The organism is Immundisolibacter sp., from assembly GCF_014359565.1.
GTDB lineage: Bacteria > Pseudomonadota > Gammaproteobacteria > Immundisolibacterales > Immundisolibacteraceae > Immundisolibacter.
The window spans coordinates 1-20,560 of sequence record NZ_JACIZD010000017.1 but is presented as its reverse complement, the minus strand read 5'-3'; the positions used below and the strand labels follow the sequence as shown (position 1 = coordinate 20,560).

Sequence of the window (20,560 nt, the reverse complement as noted above, 5' to 3'; positions counted from 1 at the left end):
GCGCTGCCACCCGGATGGCGCATGGCAGCGGCCCGGGTCAGGGACGCCCGAAGCGCTGCCGCGCAAACGCCACCCGCTCGGCCACGCTGGCGCCTTCCCGGCCGTGCGCGTCCACGGTGGCCAGGCGCGGCAGCAGGCCGGTCTGGTTGGCGATCTGAATGTTCAGACCCGGGCGGGCGTTCATCTCCAGCATCATCGGCCCGAAATCGCGGTCCAGCACGAAGTCCACGCCCAGATAGCCCAGGCCGCTGATGTCGTAGCAGCGGGCGGCCAGCTCCAGCAGCGTCTCCCACTGCGGCACCTGCACGCCGGTGATCGGGTTGCCGGTGTCGATGTGTTCGTCGATCACCTCGTTGCGCCAGACGCCGCGGCCGGTCAGGCCGCTGGCGATGTCGATCCCGGCACCGATGGCGCCCTGGTGCAGGTTGGCCTTGCCGTCCGAAAGCGCGGTCGGCAGGCGCACCATGGCCAGCACCGGATAGCCCTTGTAGACCACCGTGCGCAGGTCCGGCACGCCCTGGTGCGAGATCGGCTCGAACACCGGGTCGACCTTGACGCGGTACTCGATCATCGCCGCGTCCGGCTGCCCGCCGAGGCTGTACAGGCCCGACAGGGTGTTCGAGACGTGGTGTTCGAGTTCGTCCTCGGTCAGCTGAGCGCCGCTGGCCTTGCGGTAGCGGCCCTTGCGACGCCCGACGATGACCAGCACGCCATTGCCGCCGCTGCCGTTGACCGGCTTGACGACAAAATCCTCGCGGCCCTCCAGCAGCTTGGGCAACTGCAGGACCTGGTGCTGGATGGCGATCAGGCCGTACAGCTGCGGCACCTGGATGCCGGCCGCCTGGGCCAAGGTCTTGGTGCGCACCTTGTCGTCCACCAGCGGATACAGGCGGCGCGGGTTGACCCGGGCGATGAAGTCCCCGTTGCGCTGGTTCATGCCGAGCACGCCGTGCGCGCGCAGCGCCCGAGCCCGTTGCCAGGGGAACGTGATCATCCGGCCAGTGCCTTGAAGCGTCGCAGCTCGGTCAGGCGATAGCCGGTGTAGCGGCCCAGGGCCAGCGTGATGGCCAGCACGATCAGCAGCAGTTCCGGGAACATGAACACCAGGTGCTGCACCTGCCGCTCGGTCATCACCAGGTACGCCAGCGAGGCCGCCAGCAGGCTGCCGCCGGCCTGTTGCAGGGCCTCGCGCGGACCGGCCTCTTCCCAGCCGATCGACATGCGCTCGATGGTCATGGTCAGGATCACCATCGGAAACAGCGCCACCGACAGCCCGGCGCCGATGCCCAGTTGGTAGGTCAGCACGCTCAAGGTCGCCATCATCAGCACCACCACGGTCAGCACCGAGGCCAGGCGCGGCACCAGCAGGAGCTTGAGCCGCTCCAGGTAAAAGCGCGCGCCCAGACCCAGCGCAACGATGCCGGTGAACAGCAGGATGCCGTTCAAAAGCCTGGTTTCCCGAAACGCCAGCGCGATCAGGATCGGCGCGAAGGTGCCGAAGGCCTTGATGCCGACCACGTTGCGCAGCAGCACGATGATCAGCGCCCCCAGCGGCATGGTCAGCACCACCCGGTACACCATCTGCATCTGCACCGGCAGGCTCAGCAGCGAGAACTGCAGCGCCAGTGAGCCGCGCTCGGCGGCGCGCTGACGAGCCACGGCCAGGGCCTCGTAGGTATTCTCGGCGGCCGAGAATTCGAGCCGCAGGTGGCGTACGCCGTCGCTGTCGCGCAGCGGCGGCTTGCCGCGCGACCAGACCAGGAAATCGTCCGGTTGGCCCTGGGCGCCGCTCAGCGGGTCAAACGACAGCCAGCGCTCGCCGTTGTGGACTTCCAGGCGCGTCAGCAGCGGCAGGCGCCGACCTTCCTTCTGGAGCTGGAAGCCGTACACCGGACGGGCGGCGATATTGGCCGTGGCCAGAATGCCGGCGGCGACTTCGGCGCGGCGCTCCGGGGAGTTATCACCGGCCAGCAGCAGGTTGATGTCGCTGTTGTCGCGGGCACCCAGCCGCTGCAGGGTTTCGACGGCGAAGGTGGCGATGTCCGCCGAGTGGGCGCGAATCTGCTCGACCAGGCTGGTCACCACAGCGGCCTGCGCGTCGCTGAACTGCGGCGGCTCCACCGGCGGCGGGCGCGAGCCGCTGGACTGGGCCGTGTCGCGGGCCGGGTAGACCACCGCCTGGTAGTACAGCTCCTGCTCGCCGCGGGCGCGGCGGATGGCCCACAGCGCCTCGCGGTCGCCATCCTGCACGGCCGTCGACAGACCGTAACCGCTCGACACGAAGGTCTCGTCCAGCAGGGCAAAGCCGGGCGGGCGCAGCGGCACCGCAAAGCGCACCTTGACCGGTTTGCCGGACTGCGCCGTGAAGCGGATGCGCGCCTCCACGGTCCAGGCCCCGATGGCGTTGTCGGCCTTGATCGGCACGCCAAGATCGAGCCACTTGTACAGAAAAAGGCTGCCGCCGGCCGCAACCAGCAGCAGGCACAGGATCAGCAGATGCCGGTTGCGCAGGACACTACTCCCCTTTGACACCGGCCTGGCAGCGCGGCTCGCGGACGAAGGTACGGGCCGGATCGACCACCGCCAGGCGTGCCAGCGCCTTGCGCCCCAGCAGCAGCGGATAGATGAAGCGCCCGCGATCGGTCAGGTTGACCTCGACCGTGCGCAGCTCGTCGCCCAGGCACAGCGGCAGGCGGATCACCGGCCGGCGGTCGTAGGGACCGCTGTGGCGCTTGATGCGCACGTAACGCACCACCGGCTGCTCCATGAGCGGTGCTTCCTGAAGCCCCGATCGGCTGACCCGAAAGCGCACCCAGCGCCCGCCGTCACGCTCGAAGGGCGTGATGTCGGTGGCATCCAGCGAGGAGCTGCGCGCGCCGGTGTCGAGCTTGGCCTTTAGCTTCAGCGGCTGGCCATCGAGGTGCAATTCCGCGAACTCGACCCAGCCGTACACGCCGCGGGCCGCGGCCGGTGCAGCCAGCAGGCACAACAACAGGGCAAGCGCGGCGCAGGTGTGGCGCATGGATCGTCGGGCGCAGTGAAGACGTGGGCGGCAGCCGGCTGGCCGAGGCGGCCGGCATTCTATAACAGCGCCTTATGGGCACCGCTTCAGCGAAACGGATTGCCCGCCTGCAGCGCCAGCAGGCGCTGGTGCAGGCCCGGGTGCTCGGACAGCACCCGGTATTCGAGCAACTTGAGCACGCTGCGCAGCGATCGCCACTCGTCCAGCACCGGCTGCGGGCCGGTCAGCAGCTGGCGGGCCTCGTGCAGGGCGGCGCGCAGGTACTCCGACGCCGGGCGGGTGTCCACCTCGTGTTCCAGGGCGCTCACGATGCGCTCGAACTCGGCCTCGTCCAGCCACACGCCGAAACAGGCGTCGCAGTAGTCCACGGTCACCCCGGTGCGGCCGTACTCGAGCGCATGCAGGGCGCCGTCGCCGGTCGGGCAGCGGCCGCTGCGCGGGGCATGACGGAACTGCTCGGCATCCGACCACAGTTCGACGTCCAGAAAGGCCAGATCGGGATCGGCCGCTTCGCGCGCCGCGCGCAGGGCGTGCGCCTCGAACCACAGGCCGCGGCAGCGCGGGCAGCGCGCCACCGGCACCTGCTGCAATTCGGTGGCCGCCAAGGCAATGGCGCAGCGGGGGCACTGGGCAGTCATGACAGGCGGTCTCCTGAAAAAGCTTGCTCTGACAGTACGGGGTAGCCGCGGCCAGCGTAGTCGAAACCATCCAGCTCGAAGTGACGGCGCTCATAAGGCGCATGACGGTTCAGGTAATAGGCCCGGATCTCGCCGATGCGCCCGTCGCGCAGGCGGTACCACTCGGCGCCGCGCATCAGCTCCGGCGCGCCGCCGGGTGGGGTCCAGCGCAGCGTCCATTCGATGACCGCCTCGTCACCCTGCACGATGCCGTGATCCACCGTCCAGTGGCCGCCGATGCGCGGCTGCATGCACGCCCAGTGCTCGGCCAGCGCCGCGGCGCCGCAAACCGGCGCGTGGTGGGTGAAGTAATGCACCACGTCATCGCAGAACGTGGCCTGCATGGCCGCGCGGTCGGCGGCGTTGCAGCCGGCGTAGTAGCGGCGGATCAGGTCCAGCGGCGGCTCGCCGCTCACCCCCGCGGTCCGGCAATCAGCCAGATCAGCAGGCCCAGCACCGGCAATAGCAGGATCAGCACCACCCAGCCCACCTTGGCGCCGGTGCCGGCCCCGCTCTGGACCACGTTGATGACGGCCCACACGTCGGCAATCAGGATGAGCAGGCCCAGCAGCCCGCCGACTTCGATACCCATGATGCAGTCTCCTTTTTGTTGACAACGGCGCAGCGAATGTTCGTAGGTTAACCTTTCCCGGCGCAGCCACGGGGCTGCGACGCAGGAGGAGCGCGCCCGATGAACACCGACAGCGGCCGGTCCGAAGCCGCGCTGGAAACCCGTGACGGCGCGGCGCTGGGTGCCCTGTTGGGCCTGCCGACGGGGCTGCTGTTGCTCACGCTTGCCTACGCAACCACCCGTTACGTGGTGTTTGGACCATGGACTGTCGGCCACATTCCGCTGTACGTGCTCAACAAGGCAATTTCCTGGAGCGCGCTGTGGCTGGTGGCCCTCGCACTCGCCCTGGGGCCATTGGCTCGCCTCGCACCGGGACGATTTGCGCGCTACCTGTGGCGACGGCGCTACTTCGGGATCATGGGTTTTGCGCTGGCGTCGCTGCACGTGGTGATGTCGCTGGCTATCCTGAACTATGCCTACTACCGGCAGTTTTTCCGGCAGGCTTTCGAGCTGACGCCACTGGCGGAATTCTCGATGGCGATGGGCGCGCTGGCCTGGTTCCTGCTGCTGGCGCCCCTGGCCGGCTCGCTGCCCGGCGCACGTGCGCAGATGTCGGCGCGTTATTGGCAGTTGCTGCAGAAGATCGGCGTGCTGGGCATGCTGCTGGGCGGCCTGCACCTGAGCTACGGCGTGCCCGGTTGGCTCACGCCGGCGGCGTGGTATGGCGGCTTGCCGCCGATCACGCTGTGGTCGGGCAGCGCCGTGGTGATCGCGCTGGCGCTGCGGATGCTGGCGCCGCGCAATTCCGGAGACGCGCAATGAATCCCACCGCATGCCTAGTGCCGATCGCCGCCGCGCTGCTGGCCAGCGGCGGGCACGCATCCGAAACCGCCCCGCACGGTGCACCCGTGTGGCAGGTGGCGATCGCGCACGATTTTCGCCTGCCCCAGGATGACCCGCCGGTGCACCTGTACCCGCCGGCCACGCTGCGCGTGGATGGCCTGGGCTGGCTGCGGGCATTTCGGGACGACGGCGGCACCGTGACCTGGGACCTGCCGGTCGGCCATTCCGGCAACGACGGGCTGATCGCCTGGGGTCGCTGGGGGCATGGTCGCACGGGCGGCGACGGCCGCCATGGCGGCATCGACATTACCGGCGGCGAGGGCGTGCGCAACGCCATCTATTACGTCGCCGGCGAGCCACTGACCAAGACTCCGACCGGCGCGGCCCGTTATTCCGTGCTGGGCGGACAGGTGTCGCCAACGGCCGGCGAGGGCGGCATGGCGGCGACCACCTTCCTCGAAAACGGCGCGCTGGAAGTCGATTTCGATGCTGCGCGGGCCACGCTCGAACTCGCCATCACGGTGCCCAGTGGTCGCTACGAGCTGAAGGCGCAGGACCTGCACATCGTCGATGGCCGCTTCGTGAGCGCGCCCGACAGCCGCCTGACGGTCACGGGCGTGCTGTGCTTTGCCGGCTGCACGGCGCGCCTGGAAGGCTTCCTGGCCGGGCCGGCCGGCGAGCGGGCGGGCCTTGCGTATCACATCGATATCGAGGCACTGACCGAGGACGCCAACGGCGTGGTCGCCTGGCGGCGTGACTGAGGCGCTGCCGCGCTCGACCGTCACCGGCCTGCAGTGGCCGGCGCTGCCGGACAGCGTCGGCGCCAGCCTGCTGGCCGTGCATTACCAGCTGGCGCAAAGCGAATGGTGGCCGGGCGCGCGACTGGCCGAGGCGAGCTATCGCCAGCTCGCCGCGCTGCTGCGCCACGCCCGCGACACCGTCCCCGCCTACGCCCAACGCTTGGCCGGCCTGCCGCTGGACGCTCCCCAGGCGCTGACCGGCGCGTGGCAGCAGCTGCCGCTGCTGCGCCGGGCAGACGTACAGGCGCTGGGTGACGATCTGCACAGCCGGGCCGTGCCAGCCGACCACGGACAGCTCATCGAGCACCACACGTCCGGCTCCACCGGCCGGCCGCTGCGCGGCGTCGAGACCGAACTCAGCCATTTCTTTTTCGGGGCGCTGAACCTGCGCGAGCACCTGTGGCAGCGGCGCGACTTCGCCGGCACCTTCGCGGCCATTCGTACCCAAGTGACGGACGCGCATCTGCCCGGCTGGGGCCGCGCCATCGAGGCGGTGTTCCGGACCGGCCCGGCCGTGACGCTGCCCATCCACACGCCGCTCGATCAGCAGCTCGACTGGCTGCTGGCGCACGATCCGGACTATCTGCTGACGCATCCGAGCAACCTGCGCGGCCTGCTGCTGGCGGCGCGCGATCGCGGCGTGCGGCCGGCCCGCCTGCGCGGGCTCGGCAGCTTTGGCGAGCAGCTGCCGGATGACCTGCGCGCCCTGTGCCGGGACGTGTGGGGCCTGCCCCTGGCCGACGTCTACAGCTGCGAGGAAGCCGGCTACATCGCCCTGCAATGCCCGCAGGTGGAGGGGCACTACCACGTGCAGGCCGAGCATCTGCTGGTCGAGGTGCTGGACGCCGCCGGCCAACCGTGCGCTGCGGGCGCTACCGGCGAGGTGGTGCTGACCACGCTGCACAACTTCGCCATGCCGCTGATCCGCTATGCGATCGGCGACTTTGCCGAGGTAGGCCCGCCGTGCCCGTGCGGGCGCGGCCTGCCGGTGCTGCGGCGCATTCACGGCCGGGCGCGCAATCTGCTGCGCCTGCCGGATGGCAGCCGGCACTGGCCATCGTTTCCGGCCGATGACTGGCTGGCCGTCGCGCCGGTGCGTCAGTTCCGTCTGCGTCAGACGGCCATCGAGCGGATCGAGGTGGACCTCGTCACCGCCCGGCCTCTGAAGCCGGCCGAAGAAAGCGCCTTGCGGCAGATGCTGCAAAGCCGGCTCGGCCACCCGTTCCAGATCGTGCTGCAGGCGGTTGCCGACATACCGCGTTCGCCGGGCGGCAAGTTCGAGGATTTCGTATGCCAGATCGACGCCTGAACGCAGTGCGGACGGGCGGCCCTGCCGGATGCCGGGCGCCGCAGAACAGGCAGTTGACGGTACCTGATAGACTAGACTGTCATTTTTGTGTCTTTTCAGGTTCCCTGCATGGCCCGTATCACTGTTGAAGACTGCCTCGCCAACGCCGAAAGCCGCTTCGATCTGGTGCTGATGGCAGCACGCCGGGCGCGCCAGCTGTCGCTGGGGCGCGCGCCGCTGGTGGAAGCGGAAAACGACAAGCCGACGGTGATCGCGCTGCGCGAAATCGCCGCCGGCAAGATCGACCGCAGCGTGCTGGAGCCCGAGGAACTGCACCTGTTCCTGACCGCCGAGGAGCTGGCCGCGCAGCGCGCCGCCACCGGCTGGGAGCAGGCACTCGACGCCGCCGCCCACGTCGACCTCACCCATCCCCCCACCGAGGGGTCCGCCCCCACGGCGGACGAGGAGCCCTGAGCGCACCGGCACCCGCCATCCAGGCCAGCGGCATCGAGTCGCTGGCCCGCAGGCTAGCTGCCTACCTGCCGCCGGACGACGTCGCCGCCGTGCGGCGTGCCCACGCCTTCGGCGCCCAGGCCCATTCCGGCCAGCAGCGCAAGACCGGCGAGCCCTACATCGCCCACCCGCTGGCGGTGGCCGAAATCCTGGCCGACCTGCACGTCGACGGCGACACGCTGTGCGCAGCGCTGCTGCACGACGTCATCGAGGACACTGCCGCCACCCGCGCGCAGATCGCCGAGCAGTTCGGCGAGGAAGTGGCCGCGCTGGTGGATGCCGTCACCAAGTTGACGCAGATTCGCTTCGAAACCCGCGAGCAGGCGCAGGCGGCGTACTTTCGCAAGATGATGCTGGCGGTGGCCGGCGACCTGCGGGTGATGCTGATCAAGCTGGCCGACCGCCTGCACAACATGCGCACCCTGGGCCATCTGGAGCCCGACAAGCGGCGGCGCATCGCCCGCGAAACCCTGGACATCTACGCCCCGATCGCCAATCGCCTGGGGATGCACCAGCTGCGCAGCGAACTGGAGGAACTGGGCTTCGTGGCGCTGTATCCGCTGCGCAGCCGGGTGCTGGACGAGGCCCTGCGCCGGGCCCGTGGCAACCGCCACGACCTGGTCGGCAAGATCGAGACCGCGCTGCGGCACAGCCTGGACGCGGCCGGCATCCGCTACCGCCTGGTCAGCCGCGAGAAACACCTGTACAGCGTCTACCAGAAGATGCGCGAGGACCGCATTCCGCTCAGCGAGGTGTACGACGTGTACGCGCTGCGCATCGTGGTCGAGACGGTCGACGACTGCTACCGGGTGCTCGGCGTGGTGCACAACACCTACAAGCCGCTGCCGCAGCGCTTCAAGGACTACATCGCCATTCCCAAGACCAACGGCTACCAGTCCCTGCACACGGCGCTGTTCACGCCCTACGGCGTGCCGGCCGAAATCCAGATCCGTACCGAGGAAATGGACCGCGTGGCCAACGAGGGCGTCGCCGCGCACTGGTCCTACAAGGACCCGAGCGGCGGCGGCCGGCCCCAGCAGCGCGCCCGCGAGTGGCTGCAGAGCCTGCTGGAGCTGCAACGCAACGCCGGTGATCCGCAGGACTTCCTGGACTCGGTCAAGGTCGACCTGTTCCCGGACGAGGTCTACGTGTTCACGCCCAAGGGCCGCATCCTGGCCCTGCCGGCCGGCGCCACGGCGGTGGATTTCGCCTACGCGGTGCATTCGGACATCGGCAACCACTGCGTGGCGGTGCGTATCGACCGGCGCCTGGCGCCGCTCAGCAGCGCGCTCGAAACCGGCCAGACGGTCGAGATCATCACCGCCCGCACCGCCACGCCGCACCCGAGCTGGCTCAGCTTCGTCGTCACCGGCAAGGCGCGCGCCGCCATCCGGCATTTCCTGAAGAACATCGATCACCAGAAGGCGGTGGAGCTCGGCAGACGCCTGCTGGAGATCGAACTGGCACGCCTGGGTACGCCGATGGCGCAGATCCCGGAGGCGCACATTGCCGGCCTGCTGCGCGAGTTCAGCGCCAAGGCGATGGACGACCTGCTGGAGGATGTGGGCCTGGGCAAGCGCCTGGCGGCGGTGGTGGCCACGCACCTGGTCAGCGGCACGCCGCAGACCACGGGCCGCCCGCCGCGCTCCGGTCTGCGCCGGGCCCTGGCGCGGGTGGCGCCGCGCTGGCTGGTCGGCAAGGATGGCCACAGTGCACCGCTGGCCATCAAGGGCACCGAGGGCCTGGTGGTCAGCTACGGCAAGTGCTGCCGACCGATCCCGGGCGACCCGATTCGTGGCTACGTCAGCGCCGGGCGCGGCGTGGTGATCCACGTCGATGGCTGTCCGAGCACCGCCGAGTTCGCCAAGCAGCCCGACAAGTGGCTGGATGTCGAATGGCAGCCGGCCGGCGACGCCCGCTTTCCGGTCGACATTCGCGTCGAGGTGGTCGACCAGCGCGGCGAGCTGGCGACCCTGGCCGCCGCCATCGCCGACATGGACTGCAACATCGCCAACGTGCAGCTGAACAACCGCGACGGCATCCATGCGGTGGACGATTTCACGCTCGAAGTCCGCGATCGGGTCCACCTGGCGCGCATCATGAAACGGCTGCGCACGCTCAAGTCCGTGCGCCGCATCACCCGCAAGCGAGGCTGATCCATGTCTTTGAACGCCGTCACCAGCGACCGTGCCCCGGCTGCCATCGGCCCCTATTCGCAGGCCATCCGGGCCGGCAGCACGGTGTACCTGTCCGGGCAGATTCCGCTGGATCCGGTCAGCGGCGAGCTGATCGGCGGCGACATCGAGGCGCAGGCGGTGCGCGTGTTCGAGAACCTGAAGGCCGTCGCCGAGGCAGCCGGCGGCACGCTGCGCCAGGCGGTCAAGATCACCATCTACCTGACCGACCTGTCCCATTTCGCAACCGTGAACGCGGTCATGGCGCGCTACTTCGAGCCGCCCTACCCGGCCCGGGCGACGCTGGGCGTGGCGGCCCTGCCGCGTGGCGCGGCGGTGGAGGCCGACGCCATCCTGGTGCTGGGCTGACCTGCAGCGCTCGACTCGCGAATGGCTACCGCCGCAGCCAGCCGGCCCGCTGCCGCGGCGTCGGCCCTGGCCGCGCTGCCGGGGGTGGGGTCCGCGCTCATCGGACGACTGGCGCTGCTGGGCATCACCCAGCCGGCCGACCTGCTGCTGCACCTGCCGCTGCGTTATGAAGACCGCAGCCAGCTGGTGCCGATCGCCAGTCTGCGCGAGGGCCAGCAAGCGCTGATCCGAGGTCGCATCGAAGCGGCCGAACTCAGCCAGGGGCGCAGGCGTGCGCTGCTGGTCAGCCTGGTCGACCCGCCGGCCGGCATCACGCTGCGGTTCTTCCACTTCCGCCCGCCGCAGTTGCAGCAGCTGCAAGCCGGCGTGTGGCTGGAATGTTATGGCGAGGTCCGGTCCGGGCCATTTCGGCTGGAGATGGTCCACCCCGAGTACCGGCTGCTCCCCAACGGCGCCGACGAGCCGCTGCCGCAGTCCACGCTGACGCCGGTCTATCCGACCACCGCCGGCCTGACGCAGGCCACGCTGCGACGCCTGATCGGCGCGGCGCTGGCGCGCTGCGAACAATTTTTGCCGGAGCTGCTGCCGGTTGGCCTGCGCACGGCGCAACAGCTGCCGGACCTGCCAAGCGCGCTGCGCTGCCTGCACCAGCCGTCGGCCACGGCCGCGCTCGACCAGCGCCCGGCGGCCCTGCACCGGCTGGCGCTCGAGGAACTGCTGGCGCATCACCTGAGCCTGCGTCAGCGGCGGCGCCAGCGCCAGACCCGCCGGGCGCCACCGATTGCCGCCAGCGGCGCGCTGCGCGGGCGCTTGCTCGAATCGCTGCCGTTCGCGCTCACCGCCGCCCAGCAGCGCGTCATCGACGAGACCCTGGCGGACCTGGCCAAACCCCATCCCATGCTGCGTCTGCTGCAAGGGGATGTGGGCTCCGGCAAGACGCTGGTGGCAGCGGCGATCGCGCTGCAGGCGGTCGAGGCCGGCTGGCAGGCGGCCATCATGGCGCCGACCGAACTGCTGGCCGAGCAGCATTTTCGAAACTTCTGCCGCTGGCTGCCGCCGCTGGGCATCGATCCGGTGTGGCTGGCCGGGCGCCATGGCGGACGCGCGCGGGCGAGCATCCTGGAGGGCATCGAATCCGGCCGCGCGCCGCTGGTGGTGGGCACGCACGCGCTGTTCCAGGACGATGTGCGCTTTGCGCGCTTAGGTCTGGTGGTGATCGACGAACAGCACCGCTTTGGCGTGCACCAGCGCCTGGCCCTGCGCGCCAAGGGCGACGACGGCGCGCAGGCGCCGCACCAGCTGATCATGACCGCCACCCCCATCCCGCGCTCGCTCGCCATGACCTTCTACGCCGACCTCGACACCTCGGTCATCGACGAGCTGCCGCCCGGTCGCACGCCGGTACAGACCCTGGCCGTGCCGCGCCGGCGCAAGGACGAACTGCTGGCCGCCATTGCCGCCACCTGCGCCCGCGGCGAGCAGGCCTACTGGGTCTGCCCGCTGATCGAGGAATCGGAAGCACTCGCCCTGTCGGCCGCCACCGAGACGGCCGCGGAGCTGACGGCGGCGCTGCCGCAGCTGCGCATCGGCCTGCTGCACGGGCGCATGAAAAGCCGCGACAAGGAAACCGTCATGGGCGCCTTCCAGCGCCGCGAAATCGACCTGCTGGTTGCCACCACCGTGATCGAGGTCGGCGTGGACGTGCCCAACGCCACACTGATGGTGATCGATCACGCCCAGCGGCTGGGCCTGGCCCAGCTGCACCAGCTGCGCGGCCGGGTGGGACGCGGCAGCGCCCACAGCCGCTGCGTGCTGCTCTATCAGCCGCCGCTGTCCGGCGAGGCGCGCGCGCGGCTGGCGGCCATGCGCGAGACCGGCGACGGCTTCGAGATCGCCCGTCGCGACCTTGACCTGCGCGGCCCGGGGGAGCTGCTGGGCACGCGCCAGACCGGCGCCATCAACCTGCGCGTGGCTGACCTGGAGCGAGACCGGGCGCTGCTGACGCGCCTGCCGGCGCTGGCGAGCCGCCTGGAACAGGAAGCCCCCGAGGCGGTGCCAAGGCTCATCGACCGCTGGTTGGGCCGCGGCCTGGCCTACGGCGAGGTGTAAGACCATGACCGCCTGGCGGTGGCTGGCCGCGCACCTGCAAGCCTATGCCGAGCTGACGCGCCTGCACCGGCCGATCGGCAGCCTGCTGCTGCTGTGGCCGACCTGGTGGGCGCTGTGGCTGGCCAGCAACGGCCTGCCGGATCCGAAGATCCTGGCCGTGTTCACGGCCGGCGTGCTGACCATGCGCTCGGCCGGCTGCGCCATCAACGATTACCTCGACCGCGATGTCGACCGCCATGTGGAACGCACGCGCAACCGCCCGCTGGCGCGCGGCGCCATCCGGCCAGCCGAGGCGCTGGTGATTTGCGTGCTGCTGCTGATTGCATCGCTGGCGCTGGTGCTCACCCTGAACCGGCGCACCCAGGAACTGGCCGTGATCGGCGCCCTGCTGGCCGTGACCTATCCACTCGGCAAGCGCCTGACGCACCTGCCGCAGATCTATCTGGGGCTGGCCTTCGGCTGGGGCATCCCGATGGCCTATGCCGCGGTGCAGGACAAGGTGCCGCCCATCGCCTGGCTGCTGCTGATCGCCAACGTGTTCTGGACCGTCGCCTACGACACCTTCTACGCCATGGCGGACCGCGCCGACGACATCAAGGTCGGCGTCAAGTCGACCGCCATCCTGTTTGGCGAGGACGACCGGCTGATCATCGGCGTGCTGCAGGCAAGTGCCTTGGCCACGCTGGCACTGGTCGGCTGGAACGCCCGCCTGGGGCCCTGGTTCTACGGCGGGCTTGGCCTGGCGGCGCTGACCGCGCTGCACCACCAGTACCTCGCCCGGCACCGCGATCCGGCCGCCTGCTTCAGGGCCTTCGTAGCCAACAACTGGTTCGGTGCCGCGGTGTTCGCCGGCATTGCCGCCCACTACGGGATGAATCCGTGAGCCGCGATCTGCGCGCCTTCATCGCCCGCCTGGAGGCGCTGGGGGAGCTCAAGCGCATCGCCGTGCCGGTCGACCCGCGCCTGGAAGTCACCGAAATCTGCGACCGCGTGCTGCGGGCCGGCGGCCCGGCGCTGCTGTTCGAGCGCCCGGTCGGCCACGCCATGCCGCTGCTGGCCAATCTGTTCGGCAGCGTGCGGCGCGTAGCACTTGGCCTGGGGCGCGAGACGGTCGCCGACCTGCGGGAACTTGGCGAGCAACTGGCCATGCTGCGCGAACCACAACCGCCCGGCGGCCTGCGCGAGGCCTGGCGACAGTTGCCCATCTACCGGCAGGCGCTGGCCATGCGTCCGCGGCGCGTCGGCAGCGGACCCGTTCAGGAACAGGTGTTCGAGGGCGAAGCAGTCGACCTGGGCAGCCTGCCCATCCAGACCTGCTGGCCGGACGATGCCGCGCCGCTGCTGAGCTGGGGCCTGGTGGTCACGCGCGGGCCGCACGGCGGGCGGCACAACCTCGGCGTCTACCGCCAGCAACTGCTCGGCCGCAACCGGCTGATCATGCGCTGGCTGGCGCACCGCGGCGGCGCGCTCGACTACCAGGCCTGGCAGGCGGCGCGGCCCGGCGAGCCGTTTCCGGTGGCGGTGGTGATCGGTGCCGACCCGGCCACGCTGCTGGCGGCGGTGATGCCGATTCCCGACGGCCTGTCCGAGTACCAGTTCGCCGGCCTGCTGCGCGGCGAGCGCACCGAGCTGCTGACCTGCGCCGACAGCGACCTTGCCGTCCCGGCGCATGCCGAGATCGTGCTCGAGGGCGTGATCCGGCCCGGCGAGCTGGCCGACGAGGGCCCGTTTGGCGATCACACCGGCTACTACAACGAAACCGAACGCTACCCGGTGCTGACCGTGCAGCGCCTGTCCCGCCGCCGCGACGCCATCTACCACAGCACCTACACCGGCCGCCCGCCCGATGAGCCGGCCATGCTCGGGGCGGCGCTGAACGAGCTGTTCGTGCCGCTGCTGCGCCGGCAATTCCCGGAAGTGGTGGACTTCTACCTGCCGCCGGAGGGCTGCTCGTACCGGGTGGCGCTGGTGTCGATCCGCAAGCAGTACCCGGGGCACGCGGCGCGGGTGATGTTCGGCGTCTGGTCGGTGCTGCGCCAGTTCCTGTACACCAAGTTCGTCGTAGTGGTGGACGAGGACATCGACGTGCGCAGCTGGCAGGACGTGGTATGGGCCATCAGCACCCGCGTCGACCCGGCCCGCGACATCCTGCTGGCCGAGCGCACACCGATCGACACGCTCGATTTCGCCTCGCCGCAGCCGGGCCTGGGCTCCAAGATGGGCCTGGATGCCACCAACAAATGGCCCGGCGAGACCACGCGCGAGTGGGGCCGGCCGATTCGGATGGACGCGGCGGTCAAGGCGCGGGTGGACGAGCTGTGGGGGCAGCTGGGACTGTAAATCCGGCGCCGGGCGGCCAGCCGGGCCACCGACCGGCAAGGCCGTCAGGGGTTTGCAACCGCTGGCGGCCCGGCCCGCCATCGGCGGGTGCGTATAATCATGCCGTTTTTTGCCGCAACCACGCCTGGCTGTGAATGTCTCTACAGCCCCTTGCCACGGAAGACACTGTGACCGAAACATCCGCCGTCGCGCAGCGCGTGGACTCCTTCAGCCATGACCAGCTGCTGCGCTGCGCGCGCGGCGAGCTGTTCGGCCCTGGCAACGCGCAGCTACCGCTGCCGCCCATGCTGATGTTCGACCGCATCACGTACATCAGCGACCACGGCGGCCAGTTCGGCCGCGGCGAGATTCGCGCCGAACTGGACGTACGGCCGGACCTGTGGTTTTTCGGCTGTCATTTCCAGGGCGATCCGGTCATGCCCGGCTGCCTGGGGCTGGACGCCATGTGGCAGCTGGTCGGCTTTTATCTGGGCTGGATCGGCGGCCCGGGTCGCGGGCGAGCGCTGGGCGCCGACGAAGTGAAGTTCGGCGGCGAAGTCACGCCGGCCGCGCGCCTGGTCAGCTACCACATCCACATGAAGCGCGTGATCCAGCGCAAGCTGTTCATGGGCATCGCCGATGCCACCGTGGCGGTCGATGGCAACCCCATCTATACCGCCAGTGGCCTGCGAGTAGGACTGTTCACCAATTCCTTCGAGAGCACACCGTGAGACGCGTCGTCATCACCGGGCTGGGCATCGTGTCCAGCATCGGCACCACCCAGGCACAGGTCGCAGACTCGCTGCGCGAAGTCCGTTCCGGCATCGAGTTCAGCGAGGAATACCGCGAACTGGGCTTTCGAAGCCAGGTGCACGGGCCGCTGCGCATCTCGCCCGAGGAACACATCGACCGCAAGCTGCTGCGCTTCATGGGTGATGCCGCCGCCTACGCGCACATCGCAATGGTCGAGGCCATCGTCGACGCCGGACTGACCGAAGCCGAGGTTTCGAATCCGCGCACCGGCCTGGTTGCCGGATCCGGCGGCGCCTCGACCGCCAACACCGTGCTGGCAGCAGACACCCTGCGCGAGAAAGGCGCCCGTCGCGTTGGGCCGTACATGGTGCCGCGCACCATGTCGAGCACGGTCGCCGCCTGCCTGGGCACCGCCTTCAAGATCAAGGGCGTGGGCTATTCCATCTCGTCGGCCTGCGCCACCTCCGCCCACTGCATCGGCAACGCCGCTGAACTGATCCAGGCCGGCAAGCAGGACGTGGTATTCGCCGGCGGTGGCGAGGAACTGCACTGGACCGAATCGGTGCTGTTCGACGGCATGGGCGCACTGTCTTCCGCCTATAACGACCGCGCCGCGGTCGCCTCCCGTGCCTACGATGCCGATCGCGACGGCTTCGTCATCTCCGGCGGCGGCGGCATCGTTGTGGTGGAGGCCCTTGATCACGCGCTGGCCCGCGGCGCCAAGATTTATGGCGAGCTGATCGGCTATGGCGCCACCTCGGACGGCTTCGACATGGTGCAGCCGTCCGGCGAGGGCGCGGTGCGCTGCATGCGTCAGGCGCTGGGCGACATTCCGCTCACGGACATCGATTATCTGAACACCCACGGCACCAGCACGCCGGTCGGCGACAGCCGCGAACTGGAGGCCGTGCGCGAGGTGTTCGGAGAACAGGTTCCGGCATTCAGTTCCACGAAGTCGCTGACCGGCCATTCGCTGGGCGCCGCCGGCGTGCACGAGGCCATCTACTGCCTGCTGATGATGCGCGGCGGCTTCATCACCCCGTCCGCACACATCGAGCGCCTCGATCCGGCGGCCGAAGGCCTCCCGCTGGTGCGCAAATTGCGCGACGGTGTGCGGTTGGATACGGTGATGTCGAACAGCTTCGGCTTCGGTGGCACCAACGCCACCCTGGTGCTGCGCCGCTACAACGGCTGAAGCCCCAGCCCGAAAGCGGCCACATGAAAAAGGCGGGGCCGGCAATGCCGACCCCGCCTTTTTTTGGCCGCGATAACCGCGGCGCGGCTTATTTCTTGACCTGCGCCACCATGTAATCGACCGCGGCCTGAACCTGGGCGTCGCTCAGGTTCATGAAACCGCCCTTGGGCGGCATGGCACGGATGCCCTGCAGCGAGTGCTGGTGCAGCACCTCGATACCCTGCGCGATGCGCGGCGTCCAGTCTTCGGCGCTGCCGAGCTTGGGCGCGCCGGCGACACCGGAAGCGTGGCAGGAGAAGCAGGCCTGCTGATACACGGCGGCGCCATCGACCGGTCCGGCATCGGCCGCTGCGGTGGCGGCCATGCCACCAGCCGGCGCGCCGGGACCGCCGATCTGCACTTCACCGACCGGCTTGATGCGCTCGTTGGCCAGGGCGGCGACGCTCGGATCCACCTTGGACGGGCGCATGGCGCCGACCGCGAACACGGCGATGCCGGCAATCAGGAACGTGAGGGCAACCAGGGACAGCAGAACAACGGTGAAGGCGCTGGCGGAATTGTCGCCAGCCGGGGCGGAATGGGCGTTCACAAAGACTCCTTGCTGGAACGGGGGATCACGGGGGCAACTGCACGGGCAGCCGCGCAAGTATAACGGCCACCGGCCAGCCACGATCACAAGCGTGGGGTGTCTTGCGTGCCGTCAAGCCTGGCCACCGCGCGCCGCCGGCCCCGGACATCCTGCTAAACTGCGCCTCCCCGCGCCCTTAGCTCAGCTGGATAGAGTGTTGGCCTCCGAAGCCAAAGGTCAGAGGTTCGAATCCTCTAGGGCGCGCCAGTCCCCTCGTGTGTCGGCGGTCGTGGCGTGGGCGGCGCAAGGCCTGCCTCGACCGACCCGGCGCGTGCCTGAATCCCCGGCCGGTGCCCGCATGTCGCTGTTCCCATGCTGATCTTCGACCAATCCATCGCCGGCCGGGCCAATGGCGCCCAGGTCGCCCCGGCCCCGCCCCCCGACGATCTGCCTGCCGGTTTGCTGCGCACCAGTCCGCCGCCGCTGCCGGAAGTATCCGAACTGCAGGCGGTGCGCCACTACACGCGCCTGTCGCAGAAGAACTTCTCGATCGACACGCATTTCTATCCGCTGGGCTCCTGCACCATGAAGTACAACCCGCGGGCGGCCAACGAGCTGGCCCTGCGGCCGGTGCTGCGCGACCGCCACCCGCTGGCGCCCGCCGCCACCGGACAAGGCTTTCTGGCCTGCCTGTGGGAATTGCAGGACATCCTGGCGCGCGTCACCGGCATGGCCGGCGTGTCGCTGACGCCGCTGGCCGGCGCCCAGGGCGAGCTGGCCGGCATCGCCATGATCGAGGCCTATCACCGCAGCCGCGGCGACAGCGCGCGGCGCGAAATCCTGGTGCCGGACGCGGCGCACGGGACGAACCCCGCCACGGCCGTGATGTGTGGCTATCAGGTGCGCGAAATCCCGACTGACGCGCAGGGCGACGTGGACCTGGCCGCCCTGCGCGCCGCCGTCGGCCCGCACACGGCCGGCCTGATGCTGACCAACCCGTCGACGCTGGGCGTGTTCGAACGCCAGATTTCGGACATTCAGCGCGTGGTACACGAAGCCGGCGGCCTGCTGTACTACGACGGCGCCAACCTGAACGCCATCCTGGGTCACGCGCGCCCGGGCGACATGGGCTTCGACGTGGTGCACCTTAACCTGCACAAGACCTTCGCCACGCCGCACGGCGGCGGTGGGCCGGGCGCAGGCCCGGTCGGCGTCAGTGAGCGTCTGCTGCCGTTCCTGCCGGTGCCGATGGTGGCGCGCGAGGGTGATCGCTACCGCTGGCTGACCGAGGCCGACCGGCCGCAGAGCATCGGCCGCCTGTCGGCCTTTGCCGGCAACGCCGGCATCCTGCTGCGCGCCTGGGTCTACATCCGCCTGCTGGGCCGCGAGGGCATGCGCCGCGTGGCCGAATTCGCCACCCTGAACGCGGCCTACCTGCAGGCCAGATTGCGCGAGGCCGGCTTTGAGCTGGCCTTCCCCAACCGGCGCGCCAGCCACGAGTTCATCGTCACCCTGCGTCGTTCCAAACAGGAGCTGGGCGTCAGTGCGCTGGATGTCGCCAAGCGCCTGCTCGACTACGGCTACCACGCGCCGACCGTGTATTTCCCGCTGCTGGTGCCCGAATGCCTGTTGATCGAGCCGACCGAGACCGAGACCCGTGACATGCTGGACGGCTTCGTCGAGGCGCTGATCCAGATTGCCCGGGAAGCACGCGAACAACCCGACCTGCTGCACGGCGCCCCGCACACGCTGCCGGTGCGGCGGCTGGACGAGGTGCGCGCCGCGCGCCAGCCGGACCTGGCCTGGCGTCCGGCCTGAGCGGCGGCCATTCACTCATCGGAGAGACTGCATTGCGGGCACTGATCTGCGGCTCGATGGCCTACGACACCATCATGGTGTTCCAGGACCGCTTCAAGAACCACATCCTGCCGGACCAGGTACACATCCTGAACGTGTCGTTCCTGGTGCCGCAGATGCGCCGCGAGTTCGGCGGCTGCGCCGGCAACATCGCCTACAACCTGAAGTTGCTGGGTGGCGATCCGCTGCCGATGGCCACCGTCGGCGAGGACTTCGGCCCCTACTTCGACTGGCTGGACAAAAATGGCATCGACCGCCGGCACGTGACGCAGGTGCCCGGCAGCTACACCGGCCAGGCCTTCATCACCACCGACCTCGACGACAACCAGATCACCGCCTTTCACCCCGGCGCCATGAACGAGTCGCATCGCAACTCGCTGGCCGACGTGCAGGACGTGGACATCGGCATCGTCGCCCCGGACGGCCGCGAGGGCATGCTGCTGCACGCACGGGAATTCGCCGAGGCCGGCGTGCCGTTCATCTTCGATCCCGGCCAGGGGCTGCCGCTGTTCGACAAGGCCGACCTGCTCGGCTTCATCGACCAGGCGACCTGGATCACCGTCAACGATTACGAAATCGAACTGCTGCAGACACGTACCGAGTTGTCGGCCGGCGACATCGCCAAGCGCGTCGAGGCGCTGATCGTCACCCGCGGCGGCAAGGGCTCCAGCATCTATACCGGCGGCCACCGCATCGACATTCCGGCCGTGACGCCGGCTGCGGTGAACGATCCCACCGGCTGCGGGGATGCCTACCGCGCCGGCCTGCTATACGGCCTGCTGCACGAACTGGACTGGCCAACCACCGGGCGCATCGCCGCGCTGCTGGGCGCGCTCAAGATCGAGCACCACGGCACGCAAAACCACCACTTCACGCGCGAGGACTTCGAGCGCCGTTTCATGGCCGAGTTCGGCCACGGCTTCTAGGCCGGCCACCATCAGGGTGGGTCGGCGGGCCTGGACGCCGACAAATCCCGGACACTGCACACTGCGTCCGGGGACTGACGAACCGCGCCGGGTGCAGGCCATCCCGGCGGGCGCCGCGCGCATCTCGGGCGACTGGAAGCCCTGAAGGCCCAGTCGGGCCTGGCGAGCGGCATCGGGCGCTGACACCGGCCTATCCCGCCCGAACTAGGGGGCATCCCCCGCCCGACTGGCGCCGGCTTAACCCTCGAAGACCCCCGCCGCCGCACAGGCAGCCAGCACGTCACGCAGTTCATTCACCAGGCCATCGGGCGCCCCGGCGGCAGCCAGCGTGTCGGTGACTGCGCTGTAGTACCAGCAGGTGTCCGCCGGGCCGGCGTTGAAGCGGCGCCACAGCGCAGGGCCGTGGACGCGGTAGTCGGCCCTGATGCAGCGCAGGTTGTGCAGCTTGTCGGCCGCGCAGACGCGCAGCACCGGCAGCGGGGCCGTGCGCAGGTGTTCGATGTACGTTTCCTTGCGCTCACGCCACGGCGGCTTGGGCTGCGTCACGGCATCCGTCAGACCGTCCACGATGGCCAG

General features: G+C 69.7%; 20 protein-coding genes, 1 tRNA gene and 1 pseudogene. 14 read left to right on the top strand and 8 right to left on the bottom strand.

What is annotated here, in order from left to right:
• Positions 1–37: 37 nt before the first annotated feature.
• The 6 genes from H5U26_RS13265 to H5U26_RS13240 all read right to left on the bottom strand — a co-directional run bounded on the left by H5U26_RS13265 (position 38) and on the right by H5U26_RS13240 (position 4,291).
• On the bottom strand, positions 38–994 hold the full coding sequence (locus H5U26_RS13265; RefSeq protein ID WP_290620479.1) for an alpha-L-glutamate ligase-like protein: 957 nt from the start codon (positions 992–994) through the stop codon (positions 38–40).
• The gene (locus H5U26_RS13260) at positions 991–2,532 is read right to left on the bottom strand and encodes an inactive transglutaminase family protein (protein ID WP_290620477.1); all 1,542 of its coding nucleotides are present in this window, start codon (positions 2,530–2,532) and stop codon (positions 991–993) included. The genes H5U26_RS13265 and H5U26_RS13260 overlap by 4 nt, the downstream gene beginning before the upstream one ends.
• Positions 2,516–3,022, bottom strand: coding sequence for an ATP-dependent zinc protease (locus H5U26_RS13255; protein ID WP_290620475.1), 507 nt, complete (start codon positions 3,020–3,022; stop codon positions 2,516–2,518). Before H5U26_RS13255 ends, H5U26_RS13260 begins: the two co-directional genes overlap by 17 nt.
• A gap of 86 nt (positions 3,023–3,108) precedes the next feature.
• Positions 3,109–3,660: a zf-TFIIB domain-containing protein gene (locus H5U26_RS13250; RefSeq protein WP_290620473.1), complete on the bottom strand. Its 552-nt coding sequence runs from the start codon at positions 3,658–3,660 to the stop codon at positions 3,109–3,111.
• On the bottom strand, positions 3,657–4,115 hold the full coding sequence (locus H5U26_RS13245; RefSeq protein ID WP_290620471.1) for a nuclear transport factor 2 family protein: 459 nt from the start codon (positions 4,113–4,115) through the stop codon (positions 3,657–3,659). The genes H5U26_RS13250 and H5U26_RS13245 overlap by 4 nt, the downstream gene beginning before the upstream one ends.
• Positions 4,112–4,291 carry a PLDc N-terminal domain-containing protein gene (locus H5U26_RS13240; protein WP_290620469.1) on the bottom strand — a complete coding sequence of 60 codons (180 nt, stop codon included), beginning with the start codon at positions 4,289–4,291 and terminating at the stop codon, positions 4,112–4,114. Before H5U26_RS13240 ends, H5U26_RS13245 begins: the two co-directional genes overlap by 4 nt.
• A 99-nt stretch (positions 4,292–4,390) precedes the next feature.
• On the opposite strand from H5U26_RS13240, the gene H5U26_RS13235 reads away from it, so the two are divergent.
• From H5U26_RS13235 to fabB, 11 genes are all read left to right on the top strand, one after another.
• Positions 4,391–5,092, top strand: coding sequence for a ferric reductase-like transmembrane domain-containing protein (locus H5U26_RS13235; RefSeq protein WP_290620467.1), 702 nt, complete (start codon positions 4,391–4,393; stop codon positions 5,090–5,092).
• Positions 5,089–5,874 (top strand): hypothetical protein, encoded by a 786-nt coding sequence (locus H5U26_RS13230; RefSeq protein ID WP_290620465.1) that lies wholly within the window; start codon positions 5,089–5,091, stop codon positions 5,872–5,874. Before H5U26_RS13235 ends, H5U26_RS13230 begins: the two co-directional genes overlap by 4 nt.
• Positions 5,867–7,222 (top strand): AMP-binding protein, encoded by a 1,356-nt coding sequence (locus tag H5U26_RS13225; RefSeq protein ID WP_290620463.1) that lies wholly within the window; start codon positions 5,867–5,869, stop codon positions 7,220–7,222. The genes H5U26_RS13230 and H5U26_RS13225 overlap by 8 nt, the downstream gene beginning before the upstream one ends.
• A gap of 108 nt (positions 7,223–7,330) precedes the next feature.
• Positions 7,331–7,675 carry a DNA-directed RNA polymerase subunit omega gene (gene rpoZ / locus H5U26_RS13220; protein ID WP_290620461.1) on the top strand — a complete coding sequence of 115 codons (345 nt, stop codon included), beginning with the start codon at positions 7,331–7,333 and terminating at the stop codon, positions 7,673–7,675.
• Positions 7,676–7,764: 89 nt separating this feature from the next.
• On the top strand, positions 7,765–9,870 hold the full coding sequence (locus H5U26_RS13215; protein WP_290620459.1) for a bifunctional (p)ppGpp synthetase/guanosine-3',5'-bis(diphosphate) 3'-pyrophosphohydrolase: 2,106 nt from the start codon (positions 7,765–7,767) through the stop codon (positions 9,868–9,870).
• A gap of 3 nt (positions 9,871–9,873) precedes the next feature.
• On the top strand, positions 9,874–10,257 hold the full coding sequence (locus H5U26_RS13210) for a RidA family protein (RefSeq protein ID WP_068803951.1): 384 nt from the start codon (positions 9,874–9,876) through the stop codon (positions 10,255–10,257).
• Between the two features lie 21 nt (positions 10,258–10,278).
• The gene (recG, locus tag H5U26_RS13205) at positions 10,279–12,366 is read left to right on the top strand and encodes an ATP-dependent DNA helicase RecG (RefSeq protein ID WP_290620456.1); all 2,088 of its coding nucleotides are present in this window, start codon (positions 10,279–10,281) and stop codon (positions 12,364–12,366) included.
• 4 nt (positions 12,367–12,370) lie between these two features.
• Complete coding sequence (gene ubiA / locus H5U26_RS13200; RefSeq protein ID WP_290620454.1) at positions 12,371–13,249, top strand: 4-hydroxybenzoate octaprenyltransferase; 879 nt, start codon at positions 12,371–12,373, stop codon at positions 13,247–13,249.
• A complete protein-coding gene (gene ubiD / locus H5U26_RS13195) occupies positions 13,246–14,706 on the top strand; it encodes a 4-hydroxy-3-polyprenylbenzoate decarboxylase (protein WP_290620451.1) in 1,461 nt (486 codons plus the stop codon). Before ubiA ends, ubiD begins: the two co-directional genes overlap by 4 nt.
• Before the next feature lie 167 nt (positions 14,707–14,873).
• A complete protein-coding gene (gene fabA, locus H5U26_RS13190) occupies positions 14,874–15,416 on the top strand; it encodes a 3-hydroxyacyl-[acyl-carrier-protein] dehydratase FabA (protein WP_290620449.1) in 543 nt (180 codons plus the stop codon).
• Positions 15,413–16,633, top strand: coding sequence for a beta-ketoacyl-ACP synthase I (fabB, locus tag H5U26_RS13185; protein ID WP_290620447.1), 1,221 nt, complete (start codon positions 15,413–15,415; stop codon positions 16,631–16,633). The genes fabA and fabB overlap by 4 nt, the downstream gene beginning before the upstream one ends.
• Positions 16,634–16,721: 88 nt before the next feature.
• On the opposite strand, the gene H5U26_RS13180 is transcribed toward fabB, so the two are convergent.
• Positions 16,722–17,222: a c-type cytochrome gene (locus tag H5U26_RS13180; RefSeq protein ID WP_290620445.1), complete on the bottom strand. Its 501-nt coding sequence runs from the start codon at positions 17,220–17,222 to the stop codon at positions 16,722–16,724.
• Between the two features lie 169 nt (positions 17,223–17,391).
• Between H5U26_RS13180 and H5U26_RS13175 the strand changes: the two genes are divergently transcribed.
• The 3 genes from H5U26_RS13175 to H5U26_RS13165 all read left to right on the top strand — a co-directional run bounded on the left by H5U26_RS13175 (position 17,392) and on the right by H5U26_RS13165 (position 19,984).
• Positions 17,392–17,468, top strand: a tRNA-Arg gene (locus tag H5U26_RS13175).
• 105 nt (positions 17,469–17,573) lie between these two features.
• Complete coding sequence (gcvPB, locus tag H5U26_RS13170) at positions 17,574–19,019, top strand: aminomethyl-transferring glycine dehydrogenase subunit GcvPB (protein WP_290620443.1); 1,446 nt, start codon at positions 17,574–17,576, stop codon at positions 19,017–19,019.
• 32 nt (positions 19,020–19,051) lie between these two features.
• Complete coding sequence (locus H5U26_RS13165; RefSeq protein WP_290620441.1) at positions 19,052–19,984, top strand: carbohydrate kinase family protein; 933 nt, start codon at positions 19,052–19,054, stop codon at positions 19,982–19,984.
• 237 nt (positions 19,985–20,221) lie between these two features.
• Here H5U26_RS13165 and H5U26_RS13160 read toward each other — a convergent pair.
• Positions 20,222–20,560, bottom strand: a pseudogene (locus tag H5U26_RS13160) (phosphohydrolase); the annotation flags it as partial.